The sequence below is a fragment of the Dyadobacter frigoris genome (assembly GCF_005280585.1).
In the GTDB taxonomy this organism is placed as follows: domain Bacteria; phylum Bacteroidota; class Bacteroidia; order Cytophagales; family Spirosomataceae; genus Dyadobacter; species Dyadobacter frigoris.
Genome location: NZ_SZVO01000005.1, coordinates 368,046 through 383,012, shown reverse-complemented (window position 1 = coordinate 383,012; position 14,967 = coordinate 368,046). Strand labels below are relative to the sequence as shown.

Sequence of the window (14,967 nt, the reverse complement as noted above, 5' to 3'; positions counted from 1 at the left end):
TTGCTTATATTTTTATCTTATCCAATCAGCAATTGTATGTTATTAGTTAAGTGTTACTGGTCTGATAATCTGGCCCATTTCAACTTCACTAACTGCTCCTTTAAAATTCTGACGTTCTACTTTTAACACCTCAATCACATAACGATCACCCGGTTCTGCTTGTTGTGCAAGCGAAGAAATTGAGCCTCCACCATTTAAAGTAATAGGATTTCCAATACGTCTTGCACCTCTTGCCAAAGAAACCTGAATTGAAGAAACCCGGAAACGTGCGTCTTCTGGAGAGAAAGTTTTAAAACTTTCATCTGGTAAAGCAACAACCTGAACACTTCTTGCTGTGTTCGCGGCTATTCCACGACGTTCGTCATAAGAACTTCCATTAATACGAATTTCTATTGTAGGTTTCGGAACAAGTCTCACACGGAAACCATCAGTTCCCAATACACTTCCCTGGTTGCTTACAGTTAAAGTCAACTGAGCTCTGTTAGGAACAATCGTAAATTTACCTTTCTGACCACTGTTGATGATCTCTCCGCCGTCTGTTGTAAAACTAGGAGCCCAGAGAGCACCCAACGCAGGACTTTGAATACTTAGCTTATTTGCACAACCCAGATATAATGGAGGTAAAGTTCCCGTTTCAATCTGGTAAGTTGGTTTAACAACGAAATATTCCTGTTTCAGGTTTACAGTTGTATCACGACCGGATGGAGTAGGGAAGGAGATTGCTCCTGACAACTCATGACGTGCGATACCTTCTGCATTGTATCCACCACCTTGTGCGGTAAATTCAATTTTACCAACACCATTTTCAACTTTAACACCTGCACCGTTCAAGCTCATACGAGGGGTAATCCCACTGGCCGAAGCAGCGATAAACATATCTCCTTTGAATTTAGTACCGGCAACTACTGTTTTTGCATCAGCACTGATCATGGCAAGAATTCTGTCAAATTTAATATCAGTTGCACCTACTTTACTGGCAAGGTAGCTCAAAACTTCACTTTCCATTCTGCGGATATCAGTTTGTTTTTGGCTCAAAACCGCTAATGCAGCAGCAACAGGAGTTTCAGCAAAATTCAGTTCAGCGAAATCTTTATTTCTTTGATCAACACTTGTTTTGGTAACAGGATCTTCCTTGCCGTCCATTGCAATAGACTGGAACTTGGTAGGATTCATAGAACTAAGACGATCTGTAAAAGCATTCAGATCTTGCTTTAGCTTATATGCCTTACCATTTTTCTTTCCTCCAATCATTAACTCACCAACTTTGGCTTCTTCCTGAGGGTTTTTGATACCACCCTGCTCATTCAATCCACCACCGGCGCTGGTAATGATTTCCTGTTTAAGCGTATTAATTTCATTAATGATATCGGCCGAAGATTTCCGTACATCATCAGCTTGATTTAATACTGCAACATCCGCTGCGCGGCTGCCTGACTTTTCAACTGCTGCTTTTATTTTTAGTACGGTTTCCTGGTTTATTTTATTGGCTGCTCCCGAAGATAGTTCCAAAGAATTGTTCAGTAGGACGAATTTTTCGATAATCGCTGAGCTTACCTGCAATGCTAGCATCGCTGTAAGAACCAGATACATCATTCCAATCATCTTCTGACGGGGTGTTTCTTTTCCGCCTGCCATATTATTCAGTAATCAGTTATCAGTGATTAAATAGTTAAGATAACAAACAATAAGATCCTGTTAGGGTTTACAACACTGTTTGCCTGGTTGATGTTATGCGTTTCCACCACGCATGGCAGTCAACATATTACCATAAATACCGTTAAGTGAAGAAATATTGGTTGTCAGTTTTGACATCTCATTTTTAAACACTTGTGATTCTTTGGTTGCATCAGCCATATTTTCCATAGCAGCCGTAAGGTTACCGTAGAAAGCATTCATCGCTTTAAGATGTTTTGTTGTGTCCTGAAGTTCAAGTTCATAAACAGCATTTAAAGCACCCATGTTTTTAGTAATTTGCTGAAACTGGTCACGGTATGATTGAGCATCTTTTGTAGCATCAGCCATAGAAGTCATTGCAGTAATGGCAATACCATATGATTTGTTCATATCATTCATTGCAAGAGATGCAGATTTTACGTTTTTAGCGTAATCATTTGTTGCAACTGTTGCATCAGTCAAATCCGTAATTCTACCAACCGTATCGGAAAGATTTTTGAATCCTTTTCCTAAGCTGTCAAAAACTTCCGGTGATATTTTGGCGTTGTCAAGCATAGTATCAAGTTTGGCAGTGATGCCACTTCCTGTCGCAGATCCACGTGTGATAGCAGGACCATTATAATCTTCAGCAAGTTCAGGATAAACGCGCGTCCAGTCCGGATCAGAATTTGTTGACTGCGTTATTGTTTGCAATGCATATAATAAGAAAATACCAACTTCTGTCCCAAGACCTAATGTAAGCATTTCACTTCCTCCATCCCAATGCTGAATTTTGAATAAAGCTCCCATAATAACAACTGCAGCACCTGCGCTGTAAATTGTTGGTACTAGTTTGTCCCATAAAAAACTAGATCCGTTACTCTTAGCCATACGAATTGAAATCGGTTATAGTGAATAGTGATAATAAAATTTGTTGTATTTATAAAATAATGACGCAAAGAAGAGGGCAGTGTCACATAACGCTGCTACTTCTTTGCGAAATTTTCTTAGCGACGTGAACGTCCACCAGCGCGACCATTAACATTATCCATCACGCAACGGAAGCCAATAAAAGCTCTGCGTTCAGTTTCGTACTCAAAAGTACGCGTTCCGGTTTGAAGGAAGTAAGCAACATCTTTCCATGATCCGCCTTTCACCACTTTACGAGGCTCGTCAGGATTGTCATATCTTGGATTCATATCCCAAACAATAGCCGTTGCATTGTCAGTGAAGGCATCAAGTGTCCATTCTGCTACGTTTCCAGCCATATTATACAAACCGAAATCATTTGGATTGTATGCATTTGCAGGAGCTGTGTATGGATATCCATCGGCGTCATAGTTTCCACGCTGTGGTTTAAAGTTTGCAAGGAAGCAACCTTTGGTATTCATTGTATATGGATTTCCCCATGGATATTTTGCAACTGCCCGGCCGCCACGTGCTGCCCATTCCCATTCTGCTTCGCTAGGTAAACGGAAAGCAGTTGAGTTGAACTGACCTTCTTTATTTTGATAATCATGATAAAGATTGGTTCGCCATTTGGCAAAATACTGAGCGCCTAGCCAGCTAACTCCCACAACAGGGTAAGTATCAAAGCCTGGGTGCTGATAGTAATACTCAACAAAAGGATCTCCGTTGGAATAAGCAAAATCTTTTTTCCAGGCCGTTGTATCAGGATAGTATTTCGTCATAATTTCTTCTTCACCCAGTACAGATACTGAGTCAACAAGAAGTGCATTAACGAATTGACGATATTCGTTATTCGTAATCTCGGTGTCGTCCATGAAGAAAGAACTGATCGTTACGCGACGGTTCATATTATTCATGGAAGATGCGATATCTTCGTCGGCCTGTCCCATCGTAAACGAACCGGATGGTATCATAACCATTCCTGCCGGGGTTGTCTGTTTGAACCCTTTACGCGCCGTTGCGGTGATTTCGCCATTCGCGATGCCGACGTCTTCTTTTCCTCCCTTGCCAAATTTATTTTTGATAAATCCGCAGCTTTGCATCAGCATAAGAGCAGCTATCAAAAGCAAACTTTTGACTCCATCCCGATAGATCACTTTAACATTCATAGTGGTTTTTGATATTTGAAATAATAAATGTTAGCCTAAAAACGTCAATCGATTAATATATAGTATACTTAAAATAAAAACAAAAGTAACGAACCGCTAAAAATGAATGAGAAAGCTGAAAAGGAAAAGCTTATCTGATTTTACCCGGATCATTTATTCGACTTAACGTAAGAACGCAGGTCGTTGGTATAACACTTGAAAATTTTACAAATATAAATCAAAGTTTTGCAAACTGAGTGACATGTACCTCGGGCTATTATTAAAAATATCAGAAAAAAAATGCCGTTTTTTTAGCCGAATAGCAATGTTTTGCTTTTTGATTGTACATAATGGTGATTATGGCCGGATGCTCATATTTGTATTTAAAATCAGAACCTGAAACGTGGCGTCCTGATTATTGTTTTCTTACCAAACTTAGGAGAAGGAAGTGCATAGGATAACATTACTTCAAAAGAAGATGGTGATTTCGCTTTATTTCCACCAATGACCATATCATAAGCTCCGGATAATCTCAGGGATTGGTCGGATAACAAGTAAATCCCTCCCATGATAATAAAGTACGTATCCTGTTGTCTGTAAGTTGCTCCGGCCCAGTATTTTTTATTGTACGTAACGGTAGCTCCACCTTCCACGGAAACCGTGGTGATATCTGATTTTACCAAAACAATAGGTTGAACATCAAGTAAATACCCTAATTCAAGGTTTACCCCTGCATTAAGATAAACCGTTTTGGGCAAAGGATTTGTAGCCGTAGCTGATCCCAGTTTGTACTTTGGTTCTAACAAATGATTCAACGAAGCTCCCACATAAAATGCATCACTTACATAACGCACTCCAACAGCGAAATCCGGATTCATTTCAGCAATTGTGCCTGATTGAATTAAAGGATCATTTGGATCCCGGGCTCGTAATTTGTCATAATCAATTGACTGTCTGAACAGACCTGCGCTGGCACCGACATGCAAGTTGCCACCTGCAAGCGGAAAATGATAAGACGCCGATAGTTTGAAATCCTGATTGGTTCGGGGCCCGGTTTTATCGTTTAAGGCATAAAACCCAATTCCGAAGTTCTTAACAGGCATACTGAAAGAAAAAAGCTGCGTTGAGAGCGCTCCGCCTTCATCATTATTTGTACCCTGATAGCCAACGTATTGTGTACGGTGTGTGAGCTGAAATTTTGTCAACCCGTCTGCACCCGCTGCTGCGGGGTTAAGATAAAGCTGATTTAAAGAAAAAAGGCTGAATTGCGCATCCGTTTGAGCGAAAGCACAGGAAGATATTGTCAGTAATAATATCCCAAATATATAGCCCCATTTAGTATTACGATAGATAAACGTCAAGGTCATGCGTATGGATTAGGTTAAAGAACACTTGAGTGCTTAAGAGGTTTATTTCATAACGCATATTCTGGAAAAAAATTGATATAATAATAAAAAAGGCCGGGAAAATTTCTCGGCCTTTTTAGTCAGCAGGTTATGCTAAATATTATTTGCTTTGCGGATATACAAATCCAGTGCTCCGGTCATTGATGGGGCGTTGGGTAAAGGCGCCTGAATATCAAGAATTAAACCGGCATCTTCAACGGCTTTTGCTGTTGTAGGCCCAAAGGCAGCAATACGGGTAACATTTTGTTTGAAATCCGGAAAATTGTCAAAAAGGGACTTAATTCCTGATGGACTGAAAAATGCTATGATATCGTAGTAAACATCTTCGAGATCAGAAAGATCTGCGGAAACGGTTTGATACATCGTTGCTTCGGTGAATTGAAACTCTTCTGTATCAGCGAATTCCGGAATTTCGTTTTTGCGTACGTCAGAACATGGATAAAGAAATTTTTCCTTTTTGTGCTTACGGATCAGCTCAATTAACTCAACAGCGGTTTTCGTTCCTGCAAAAATTTTGCGTTTGCGGATAACGATGTACTTCTGAAGATAATTTGCTGTCTGTTCTGAAATACAAAAATATTTCATAGTAGCCGGAACTTCTATGCGCCCTTCTGTGCAAATTCTGAAGAAATGGTCAATGGCATTGCGACTGGTGAAAATCACTGCCGTGTGATCCAGGATATTAATCTTTTGCTTACGAAACTCTTTGTAGGAGATTCCGTCTATCTGGATAAATGGCCGAAAATCCACTTTAATACCATACTTCTTAGCTATTTCAAAATAAGGGGAATTTTCGTCGGCCGGTCTTGATTGGCTTACCAGAATGCTGGTAACCTTTTTGAGCCGATCCTGATCAAATTTGATGGTCTCACTCATGTATAATTCTCATTAGTTTAATTTCAAAATCATCCCTGAAACTTACATAGCGAACTTTATGCCGATAATCAACGGGATTATTTCGATGACGCAAAGGTACGAAAATAAATACAGATTAATAAATGATGCCGGCGGCTTAGTCACAACATAGAGCGTAAAGAACCTGGTTACATAAAAAATCAGGAAAGGAAACATGATATAAGGGCGCAATGGAACAAGCCAGATGGCATTGTTCAGACTTAGCATAAAAACAAGAAGAAACAGAGCAACATAAAAGAAGTAAGAAGATTGTATTATTTTTAGGAATAAGGTTTCAACAAGCTTATCAAGATTAAGCATTTGCCCTACCAGAACCATAAAAATAAATTTACCGTAAGTCAGCAAAAAAAAGATTGCTGATAGCATGAAAAAATCTACAAGAAACTGAATAAGGTTTGATTCTTCGGAAAGAATTGCGGAAACAGAAAACAGATTCAGCTTGTTATTGGCAAAAAATACCAGCATAAAAGCCATAAGCATGGACACAATAATGACCAGGAATATAACTGTGTTGCTGTATGGTTTATTTAATTTTGAAAGCTGTTCTCTGGGATCGTTATTGAAAAATTCCAACGGGTTGATCAGCCTTGAAAATGCAAGCGGATTTACGTTAAAAATCCAGGCATTCAGTATCAGAATGATCAGCATTGCGAGGATAGAAAAATTTCCAAAAGGGGAAAAATTAATTGGTTTTATGTTAATAAGAGTGGATGCGGTTTTCTCAATTATCCCGCTTGCATCCTGAGATTTCTTGTGGCAAATGAGTACATCTTTATCATCAATACCTGCATTTCCGTAAATGGAAAGTAATAATTCTTCCTTTTTATAGATGCGGAAAAGGCTGTCTATGTTCAGTTCCAACCATTGATCGGCAACTATTTTTTTTTGAAGTGCTCCTTCTAAGAACAGATAACTTTCATTTTCGGTCTTGACGAGAAGAAAATATCTCCGGTTTTTTAGTAAATCAATATATAAACTTACTGATTTTGTCCCCTCGTTAATCCCTTTTGAAAAAGGAACGTAATTTTTATATTGGTTGCTATAAACCAGCCAATCGTTCTGGTAATCGTAAACAGGAAAAAATTGTTCCGGAGGCAAAGCCTTGACGGCTCCCCGGGCATTGGCCCCGGCGAAAAGTAAAATCGTAGTAACGACCAGAAAAAGCAGTGAATGAATTGACTTCATTGCTACAAGAAAGGGCGGGGTTTCCCCAGCCCTTTCATAAAGAATTATATTGTTGATTTTGAATTATCTTCTTCCAAGAGCCAAAAGCATGGTTTCGCCAATAAGTGCAGGAGATTCTGCAACAAAAATGCCGGACTCTTCCATGATACGGATTTTAGCTTCTGCGGTATCATCAGCGCCACCGATAATCGCACCTGCGTGGCCCATACGACGACCTTTTGGCGCAGTTTTACCAGCAATAAATCCAACAACAGGTTTAAGATTACCGCTTGCTTTGATGTAGTTCGCTGCATCAGCTTCCATGCTTCCGCCAATTTCACCGATCATTACAATCGCTTCTGTTTCAGGATCATTCATCAATAATTCAACCGCTTCTTTTGTAGTTGTACCAATGATTGGGTCACCACCAATACCGATTGCAGTTGTTTGTCCAAGACCTGCACGTGTAAGCTGATCTACCGCTTCGTAGGTCAATGTTCCGGATTTGGAAACAATTCCTACTGTTCCTTTTTTGAAGATAAAACCTGGCATGATACCAACTTTACATTCTTCCGCAGTAATAACACCTGGACAGTTAGGGCCGATCAAACGAACGTTTTTACCTTGGAGATATTGTTTCGCCTGCATCATATCCTTTGTAGGAATACCTTCAGTTATACAAACGATTACACCAATACCTGCGTCAGCTGCTTCCATAATAGCATCAGCGGCAAAAGCCGGCGGCACAAAAATGATCGCTACGTCAGCGCCTGTTGCACGCACAGACTGTTCTACTGTATTGAATACAGGTCTGTCCAGGTGGAAAAGTCCTCCTTTGCCCGGTGTAACACCGCCTACTACGTTAGTTCCGTATTCGATCATCTGCTGGGCATGAAAAGAACCTTCAGAACCCGTAAATCCCTGAACTATAATCTTAGAATTTTTATTAACTAAAACGCTCATGTTGGTAAATCAGTTTTTTTGGTAAAAGTAGCTCGAAAAGCACGAAGTAGCAAAATGAAACTATAATTTGTAACTTGCTTTATCGATAATCTTCAAAATTGCCCATGAATATACTGACGAATTCCCATATCTTTTCCAATCTGGTTTTAAGTATTGCCGGCGTCCTTGTTTTTTTGAAATATTTCAAGGCCCAGACATTACAAAGCCGGTTATTATGGGGGATTTTTTTGTTAAGTATTTCAATAAATGCAGTAGTGGAATTGTTTGTAATTGCCGGCGTGCGGCAATTACAAACCGTAAACATCATTACTCAGGCTGCCGGGACCACCTTAGGTGCCATTTGTCTGGTTGTAGCTTCTTTCAGTTTGATATTAAAGTACAGGCCTTCGGTCATGGTGATGATATCGACCCTTGCCCTGGGGGTGACTTTATTTTTAAGCATACTTATATATAAGGTTCCTTATGTAGGACTGATCATACAGCCGTTCTGTATTATTGTTACTTTGTGCATTTCTTGTCTTGGACTTGCATACCGGCAAAAAAGTGCGCTCTGGGTGGTTCTGGCTATGACCTTACTGGCTGTTTCAGCTAAATCCCAATCTATTCCTTTGCCGATGCATCCGCTGGATTTAAACCATTATATCGTTGTTTTGGCGATAATTTGCGTTGGCCGGGCGGTTCAGGACCAGTATAAAATTCTTTTCTGAGATTTTATTCCAAACAATTGTTAATGCATTCTTTTTTTATTGTTCTGTATACTAACTTGCGGCAGTTAAATTCAATAAACAAAGTTTATCCATATCCTAATATGAAAATGATTAAGTCCAGCGCCTTGCTTCTTGCCGCAGTTTTGGTTTTCGGAGCGGTTTCTGTTAGCCCATCACAGGCGAAATCACTTGGTACTACTGAAGTACGTGACGTTAAGCAAGAAAAAGCTATCGTAATTAAAGGTAGTGATGCTATGCAATATGATGTTAAGGAAGTTAAAGTTAAAGCAGGACAAAAAATTAAATTGACGCTTACGCACTCTGGTAAACTTGCTAAGGCTGCAATGGGTCACAACTTTGTTTTGCTAAAACCAGGTACTGACATTGCTGCGTTTGCTTCAAAAGCAGCTGCTGCAAGAGAAACTGAATATATCCCTAAATCAGAAGAGGCCAGCATCATCGCGCACACAAAATTAGTTGGTGGCGGAGAAAGCGATACAATTGAATTTACAGCTCCTAAAAAAGGAACTTACACGTACATTTGCAGTTTCCCTGGTCATTATGCTTTGATGAAAGGTACTTTCATCGTTGAATAATCAGTGATAATGCATAAAAAAAACGGTCTGGAAATATTTCCAGACCGTTTTTTTTATGCATTATGTTAAATTTCTGCAAGTTGTTTTTCAATCAAACTGTTTATTTCAGGTGTGTCCCATTGCGAGGCTCCAATTTCCTGTGTCAAGATTTTTCCTTTATATATGATATAGGTTCTCGGAATTGCATTTCCATCCAATGCCGGAGGATATGGACCTGCAAACTGATAGAACGGAAGCTCATATCCTTTACGTGCTATAAAAGGATTGACTGTTTCGGCATCTTCATCAGAAATTATAAAAAAATCAACCTTTTTGTTGTTTTTATATTTGTTATATAAAGTCGGGATTCCGGGCATTTCCATATTACACGGTCCGCACCATGTCGCCCAGACGTTTAAGAATACAAGCTTATTTTCATCCATCGCAACTGGATTTCCTTTCAGATCTCTGAGAGAAGAAAGGTATACTGATGAAGCTTCCGGTGCCGATGCGACATTTTCTATTGATGGAATGTCTGTTTTGGGAGCAAACACAACGAAATAGATGGCTACAAACGCTAAAATGGATAAAGCAAAAATCAGAAGCTTTTTGGGTGTGCTGGTCATAATTGAATAAGCGTAATAATATTGATACAACGAATGTTAGAATTATTTCTATCCGTAAAAGTAGTTATATTATGTAAGATATTAATTCTCTGCAAAGCTTCAAAAAATAGAGAACTTGTTTGCAAATCGCAGTCATAATTTGAATACTTTTATGTCAATATTAACATCATAAATCCTGTCTATTGAAAAACTATACATTCATGAAAGTTAAACAAGTTCTTCTTGCACTTATTTTTACAGTTTTGATTTTACCTTATCAAACTTTTGCACAACGTTCGGCAGCTGAATATTTTGAAGAAGGAAATACCAAAGCCCGTGCGAGTGATTTTGCCGGCGCTCTTCAGGCTTACAGCGTTGTGGTTTCGATCAATCCTGAACATGCGCCAAGTTATTTTAACAGAGGTTTGGCCAAAGCCAATTTGAAAGATCACCGTGGTGCTATTCTGGATTATGATCATGCCATTGAAATTAATCCCAAGGAAGCACTTTATTACCAGAGCCGCGGTGTAAGTAAAAGTATGCAGGACGATTACCGCGCAGCAATTCAGGATTATACAAGAGCCATCGAATTGAGTCCGGAAGATGCAAAATCTTATTACAACCGAGGTGTAAGTTATGCCAAATTGGAAAATCACAGGAGTGCGATGGCGGATTTGGACAAATCGCTTACGCTGGATCCGGGCGATGTTGCTGCCTTGTATGCACGCGGAAACTGCAAACTGCATTTACACGAATATGCGGGAAGTCTGGCCGATTTTTCACGTGTTATTGAAATTAGTCCCAAACGTGCCGGGGCGTATGCGGGCAGGGGAAATGCGAAAATCGAATTAAATGATTTTGCAGGAGCATCGGCGGATTTCACCAAAGCAATAGAATTAAGTCCGAATGAAAGCTCGTATTATGATAAGAGAGGTTTTGCAAAAAACAAAATTGACGATTTTCAGGGCGCTATTGCGGATTATGACAAAACTTTACAAATCGAACCCGAAAACTACGAAGCTTATTATGGACGGGGCTTTTCCAAAACAAAACTAAATGATCAGCGTGGTGCGCTTATTGACCTTACAAAAGCAATCGAAATAAAAAACCTTTATATTTCGGATCCTAAAAAGATCGTTTACACCGGAAGAATTACCAAAAGTGTTTTGGATGAATTGCGTAATCAGGTAAAGGAACATATCAAAATAGATGATCTTACAACCGAACGTTCGGAAGCATATTATATCCGTGGTGTCAGTAAATCAAAAAGCGGGGATAGTAAAGGAGCCTTACTGGATATCAGTACGGCGGTTGAACTAAATCCTACTTATGCTGATGCATATTTTTCAAGAGGATTGATCAAATCATCAATTGGGGATCAAATGAGCGCTATTCTTGATTTTTCAAGCTCAATAAAATTAAAATCCAATTTCCCGGAAGCGTATTATATCAGAGGAATTATCAAGCACAGTCTGGGGCAGGTAAACGAAGGTTGCCTGGATTTGAGCAGAGCAGGAGAGCTTGGCTATATGCCTTCTTATAAGGTGATCAGCACTTACTGTAATTAATGGTTAGTTGTTAATGGTTAATTGTTAATGGCTGATCATTAACAATTAACCATTAACAACTAACCATTAAAATCTATGCTTTTTTTAGGTTTTCAGCTACTTTATCCCAGTTTACAACATTCCAGAATGCGGCTATGTAATCCGCGCGTTTGTTTTGGTAATGCAGATAATAAGCGTGTTCCCAAACGTCCAATCCCAAAATTGGCGTTCCCTTAACTTCGGCGATATCCATGATCGGGTTATCCTGGTTTGCAGTAGAACTAATGGCAAGTTTGCCGTCTTTTGCAGTTAACCATGCCCAGCCAGATCCAAAACGGGTCGTAGCAGCTTTGCCGAATGCTTCTTTAAATTTATCGAAAGAACCGAATTGTGCATTGATCGCATCAGCCACGGCGCCTTTTGGAACACCGCCTTTTCCGGCGCCCATTACCTCCCAGAAGAAAGTGTGGTTCCAGTGCCCGCCACCATTGTTACGTATCGCAGCAGGTGCTTTTCCAGCTGTTTTTACAATTTCTTCCAGCGTTTTCTTTTCATATTCTGTGCCTTTTACAGCATCATTCAGATTTTTTACATAAGCAGCATGGTGTTTGCCGTAATGTATTTCCATCGTCAGTTTATCTATACTCGGTTCCAAAGCCGCGAAATCGTATGGAAGCGGAGCTTGTTTGAAAGGTGCAGTCTCAAGCAATATTCCTGATGAAGTTTCTGCAAATGCGAAATCAGCAAGTGCACCAACAGCCAAAGAGCTTCCGGCTAAAGTGCGCAAAAAATCTGTTCTATTCATAATACTTTGATTTTTAAATAAACATTTCAATCGTAAGCCACCCGGCTTACGATACTGCGACCAAGTGTTATTTCGTCAGCATATTCAAGATCACCGCCAATGGGAATTCCACGGGCAATAGTACTCACCTTGACTGCGCTGGGTTTTAGTTTTTTCTGTAAATAAAAAGCAGTAGTGTCGCCTTCCATGGTTGGACTTAGTGCAAGAATAATTTCCTGAACGCGCTCGTCCTGTGGAGCATTTCCAATTCTGTTAATGAGAGAATCAATGTTGAGATCAGACGGGCCGATTCCTTCCAAGGGTGAAATGATTCCACCCAAAACATGATACAAACCTTTGAACTGACTGGTAGCTTCTATTGCCAAAACATCCCTAGTATCCACTACAACACAGATAATCGAAGAATCACGTTTTGGATTCTTGCAGATATTACAAAATTCTTCATCTGAAATATTATGGCACTGAACGCAGTAGCAGGTTTGCGTCCTCATTTTCAAGAGTGCTTCTGAAAGTCCGCGTGTTTGCTGCTCGTCACGTTTCAGTAAGTGCAAGGCAAGGCGGAGCGCTGTTTTTTTTCCGATTCCAGGAAGCCGGGAAATTTCACTGACTGCATCCTCAATAAGACGGGACGGATAATTCATGTGTAGCAATAAAGTAAGTAACCGCCGATTTTAAATTAATGAATCTCTGCTGAAATACCTCTCCTGCAAATTTCATTCCTCATGCCGGCAAGTTCTTCAAATTCTCCTTCTTTGACGGAACATTTCCCTTTAAAATGGATAATCAGGGTACACTGTTCGGCTTGTTCGCTGGTATGTTTACAAACTTCCATCAAAGTATCTATAACCCAGTCAAATGTATTTATATCATCATTATAAACAACCAGCTTCATCAAATCGGTCTCAACCGTTTTTTCGAGAATTTCTGTATCTGTTTCTATTAGCACTTGCATAACAACCAAATTTCTGTTTGTTTAGCAAATCTAATCAAAAGTGGAGATTATTCGAAGTCTTTTATCACCTCTTTTATTATTCATGCTTTCTTAAAACCCACAGGTGAATGAATCCCTACATTTCTTTAATTATTCTTATTGTCTATTTCGCAATGCTGATTACGGTGTCCGTTTACACCTCTCGCGGAGCAGATACTAATACATTTTTTACCGCCAACAGGCAGTCGCCCTGGTATTTGGTTGCCTTCGGAATGATTGGTACGTCTTTGTCCGGTGTTACATTTATTTCTGTACCCGGAGCCGTTGCCAATATCCAGTTTTCGTATTTCCAGGTAGTGATAGGATATATTTTCGGCTATCTGGTTATTGGTACCGTTTTGCTGCCTCTTTATTATCGTCTGAATCTGATTTCCATTTATTCTTACCTGGAACAGCGTTTTGGTTTCTGGTCATATAAAACGGGTTCGGCAGTTTTTCTTTTGTCACGAACTGTCGGTTCAGCCGTGCGTTTGTACGTTGCCGCGCAGGTTTTGCAGCTCGCACTTTTTAAACCGCTTGGCGTTCCTTTCGAGGTTGCCGTCGCAATTACCATTTTGTTGATCTGGATTTATACATTTAAAGGAGGTGTAAAAACAATTATCGTAACGGACACACTCCAGACATTTTTCCTGATCACGGCTGTTATCCTTACCATTGTTCTGGTTTCCCAGGAGCTTAATCTTCATGGTCTTTCCGATGTTTGGAACACGGTGCAAAGCAGCGGTTATTCCAAGATATTTTACTGGGATTTTAACGATTCGAAAAATTTCTTCAAGCAGTTTTTTGCAGGTATGTTCATTGCCATTGTAATGACGGGAATGGATCAGGATTTGATGCAGAAGAACTTAACATGTAAAAATATCGGCGAAGCGCAAAAAAATATGTTCTGGTTTACAGCCGTTTTGGTTGTTGTAAACTTCATGTTTTTGTCACTCGGTGCGTTACTTTACGTATATGCAGCAGCGAAAGGAATTCCCGCTACCGGGAGAACGGATGAGTTTTATCCAATGCTGGCACTCAATCATTTAGGCATGGCCGTTGGTATCACGTTTTTATTAGGTATTACGGCTGCAACTTATGCCAGCTCTGATTCTGCACTTACGGCATTAACAACGGCCTTTTGTATTGACTTTATGGAAATTGAAAAGAAGCCGGAAGAAAAGCGTTCAAGAATCAAATTCTGGGTGCATATCGGGTTTTCTGTTTTATTCTATGTTGTAATACTGATCTTCAACAGACTGAATAACAAAGAAGTAATTACGGCTATTTTCGATCTGGCCGGTTATACTTATGGTCCTTTACTGGGATTATTTGTCTTTGGTTTATACTTGAAACGACCAGTTCTTGACCGCTATGTTCCTTTTGTTTGTATACTCGCGCCAATTTTGACTTACTATATCAATAATCATTCAGAAGAATGGTTTAACGGGTATAAATTCGGTTTTGAAAGATTGATTATCAACGGGCTGATTACATTTATAGGACTTTGGCTGCTTACTGATAAAAAGGCCAAGAAATTGGCTTAATTTTGAACAATATTTAAAAACAGGATTGACCGAAAACTAAATTATTTCAGTCA

General features: G+C 39.6%; 15 protein-coding genes. 4 read left to right on the top strand and 11 right to left on the bottom strand.

Features of this window, described 5'->3' with window-relative positions; genetic code table 11:
• Positions 1-42 precede the first annotated feature (42 nt).
• From porM to sucD, 7 genes are all read right to left on the bottom strand, one after another.
• Positions 43-1,635: a type IX secretion system motor protein PorM/GldM gene (porM, locus tag FDK13_RS13030; protein ID WP_137340425.1), complete on the bottom strand. Its 1,593-nt coding sequence runs from the start codon at positions 1,633-1,635 to the stop codon at positions 43-45.
• A 93-nt stretch (positions 1,636-1,728) separates the two neighbouring features.
• The gene (gene porL / locus FDK13_RS13025; protein ID WP_137340424.1) at positions 1,729-2,544 is read right to left on the bottom strand and encodes a type IX secretion system motor protein PorL/GldL; all 816 of its coding nucleotides are present in this window, start codon (positions 2,542-2,544) and stop codon (positions 1,729-1,731) included.
• Positions 2,545-2,660: 116 nt separating this feature from the next.
• Positions 2,661-3,731, bottom strand: coding sequence for a T9SS ring complex lipoprotein PorK/GldK (gene porK / locus FDK13_RS13020; RefSeq protein ID WP_137340423.1), 1,071 nt, complete (start codon positions 3,729-3,731; stop codon positions 2,661-2,663).
• A 368-nt stretch (positions 3,732-4,099) separates the two neighbouring features.
• Entirely contained in the window at positions 4,100-5,077 is a 978-nt protein-coding gene (locus tag FDK13_RS13015; RefSeq protein WP_137340422.1) for a PorP/SprF family type IX secretion system membrane protein, read from the bottom strand.
• Between the two features lie 132 nt (positions 5,078-5,209).
• Entirely contained in the window at positions 5,210-5,992 is a 783-nt protein-coding gene (locus tag FDK13_RS13010) for a uroporphyrinogen-III synthase (RefSeq protein ID WP_137340421.1), read from the bottom strand.
• Positions 5,993-6,034: 42 nt separating this feature from the next.
• Entirely contained in the window at positions 6,035-7,216 is a 1,182-nt protein-coding gene (locus FDK13_RS13005) for a DUF4271 domain-containing protein (RefSeq protein WP_137340420.1), read from the bottom strand.
• A 63-nt stretch (positions 7,217-7,279) separates the two neighbouring features.
• On the bottom strand, positions 7,280-8,158 hold the full coding sequence (gene sucD, locus FDK13_RS13000; protein WP_137340419.1) for a succinate--CoA ligase subunit alpha: 879 nt from the start codon (positions 8,156-8,158) through the stop codon (positions 7,280-7,282).
• A 104-nt stretch (positions 8,159-8,262) separates the two neighbouring features.
• Here sucD and FDK13_RS12995 point away from each other — a divergent pair, with 104 nt between their 5' ends.
• Both FDK13_RS12995 and azu read left to right on the top strand, forming a co-directional pair.
• Complete coding sequence (locus FDK13_RS12995) at positions 8,263-8,865, top strand: hypothetical protein (protein ID WP_137340418.1); 603 nt, start codon at positions 8,263-8,265, stop codon at positions 8,863-8,865.
• A 101-nt stretch (positions 8,866-8,966) separates the two neighbouring features.
• Positions 8,967-9,461: an azurin gene (gene azu, locus FDK13_RS12990; RefSeq protein ID WP_137340417.1), complete on the top strand. Its 495-nt coding sequence runs from the start codon at positions 8,967-8,969 to the stop codon at positions 9,459-9,461.
• Positions 9,462-9,526: 65 nt separating this feature from the next.
• Here the strand turns inward: azu and FDK13_RS12985 are convergent, their stop codons facing one another.
• Positions 9,527-10,066: a TlpA family protein disulfide reductase gene (locus tag FDK13_RS12985; RefSeq protein WP_137340416.1), complete on the bottom strand. Its 540-nt coding sequence runs from the start codon at positions 10,064-10,066 to the stop codon at positions 9,527-9,529.
• 200 nt (positions 10,067-10,266) lie between these two features.
• Here FDK13_RS12985 and FDK13_RS12980 point away from each other — a divergent pair, with 200 nt between their 5' ends.
• On the top strand, positions 10,267-11,613 hold the full coding sequence (locus FDK13_RS12980; protein ID WP_137340415.1) for a tetratricopeptide repeat protein: 1,347 nt from the start codon (positions 10,267-10,269) through the stop codon (positions 11,611-11,613).
• 73 nt (positions 11,614-11,686) lie between these two features.
• Here the strand turns inward: FDK13_RS12980 and FDK13_RS12975 are convergent, their stop codons facing one another.
• From FDK13_RS12975 to FDK13_RS12965, 3 genes are read right to left on the bottom strand one after another with little or no spacing between them, the layout of a single operon-like run.
• Positions 11,687-12,397 (bottom strand): superoxide dismutase, encoded by a 711-nt coding sequence (locus tag FDK13_RS12975; protein ID WP_137340414.1) that lies wholly within the window; start codon positions 12,395-12,397, stop codon positions 11,687-11,689.
• Positions 12,398-12,423: 26 nt separating this feature from the next.
• Positions 12,424-13,038 carry a recombination mediator RecR gene (recR, locus tag FDK13_RS12970; RefSeq protein ID WP_137340413.1) on the bottom strand — a complete coding sequence of 205 codons (615 nt, stop codon included), beginning with the start codon at positions 13,036-13,038 and terminating at the stop codon, positions 12,424-12,426.
• 35 nt (positions 13,039-13,073) lie between these two features.
• Positions 13,074-13,349: an ATP-dependent Clp protease adaptor ClpS gene (locus tag FDK13_RS12965; RefSeq protein ID WP_137340412.1), complete on the bottom strand. Its 276-nt coding sequence runs from the start codon at positions 13,347-13,349 to the stop codon at positions 13,074-13,076.
• Positions 13,350-13,456: 107 nt separating this feature from the next.
• Here FDK13_RS12965 and FDK13_RS12960 point away from each other — a divergent pair, with 107 nt between their 5' ends.
• The gene (locus tag FDK13_RS12960) at positions 13,457-14,914 is read left to right on the top strand and encodes a sodium:solute symporter (RefSeq protein ID WP_137340411.1); all 1,458 of its coding nucleotides are present in this window, start codon (positions 13,457-13,459) and stop codon (positions 14,912-14,914) included.
• Positions 14,915-14,967 lie beyond the last annotated feature (53 nt).

Bases quoted from the DNA above. Each gene is read 5' to 3' on its own strand.
- porM (WP_137340425.1), bottom strand. From the start codon at position 1,635: ATGGCAGGCGGAAAAGAAACACCCCGTCAGAAGATGATTGGAATGATG.
- porL (WP_137340424.1), bottom strand. From the start codon at position 2,544: ATGGCTAAGAGTAACGGATCTAGTTTTTTATGGGACAAACTAGTACCA.
- porK (WP_137340423.1), bottom strand. From the start codon at position 3,731: ATGAATGTTAAAGTGATCTATCGGGATGGAGTCAAAAGTTTGCTTTTG.
- FDK13_RS13015 (WP_137340422.1), bottom strand. From the start codon at position 5,077: ATGACCTTGACGTTTATCTATCGTAATACTAAATGGGGCTATATATTT.
- FDK13_RS13010 (WP_137340421.1), bottom strand. From the start codon at position 5,992: ATGAGTGAGACCATCAAATTTGATCAGGATCGGCTCAAAAAGGTTACC.
- FDK13_RS13005 (WP_137340420.1), bottom strand. From the start codon at position 7,216: ATGAAGTCAATTCATTCACTGCTTTTTCTGGTCGTTACTACGATTTTA.
- sucD (WP_137340419.1), bottom strand. From the start codon at position 8,158: ATGAGCGTTTTAGTTAATAAAAATTCTAAGATTATAGTTCAGGGATTT.
- FDK13_RS12995 (WP_137340418.1), top strand. From the start codon at position 8,263: ATGAATATACTGACGAATTCCCATATCTTTTCCAATCTGGTTTTAAGT.
- azu (WP_137340417.1), top strand. From the start codon at position 8,967: ATGAAAATGATTAAGTCCAGCGCCTTGCTTCTTGCCGCAGTTTTGGTT.
- FDK13_RS12985 (WP_137340416.1), bottom strand. From the start codon at position 10,066: ATGACCAGCACACCCAAAAAGCTTCTGATTTTTGCTTTATCCATTTTA.
- FDK13_RS12980 (WP_137340415.1), top strand. From the start codon at position 10,267: ATGAAAGTTAAACAAGTTCTTCTTGCACTTATTTTTACAGTTTTGATT.
- FDK13_RS12975 (WP_137340414.1), bottom strand. From the start codon at position 12,397: ATGAATAGAACAGATTTTTTGCGCACTTTAGCCGGAAGCTCTTTGGCT.
- recR (WP_137340413.1), bottom strand. From the start codon at position 13,038: ATGAATTATCCGTCCCGTCTTATTGAGGATGCAGTCAGTGAAATTTCC.
- FDK13_RS12965 (WP_137340412.1), bottom strand. From the start codon at position 13,349: ATGCAAGTGCTAATAGAAACAGATACAGAAATTCTCGAAAAAACGGTT.
- FDK13_RS12960 (WP_137340411.1), top strand. From the start codon at position 13,457: ATGAATCCCTACATTTCTTTAATTATTCTTATTGTCTATTTCGCAATG.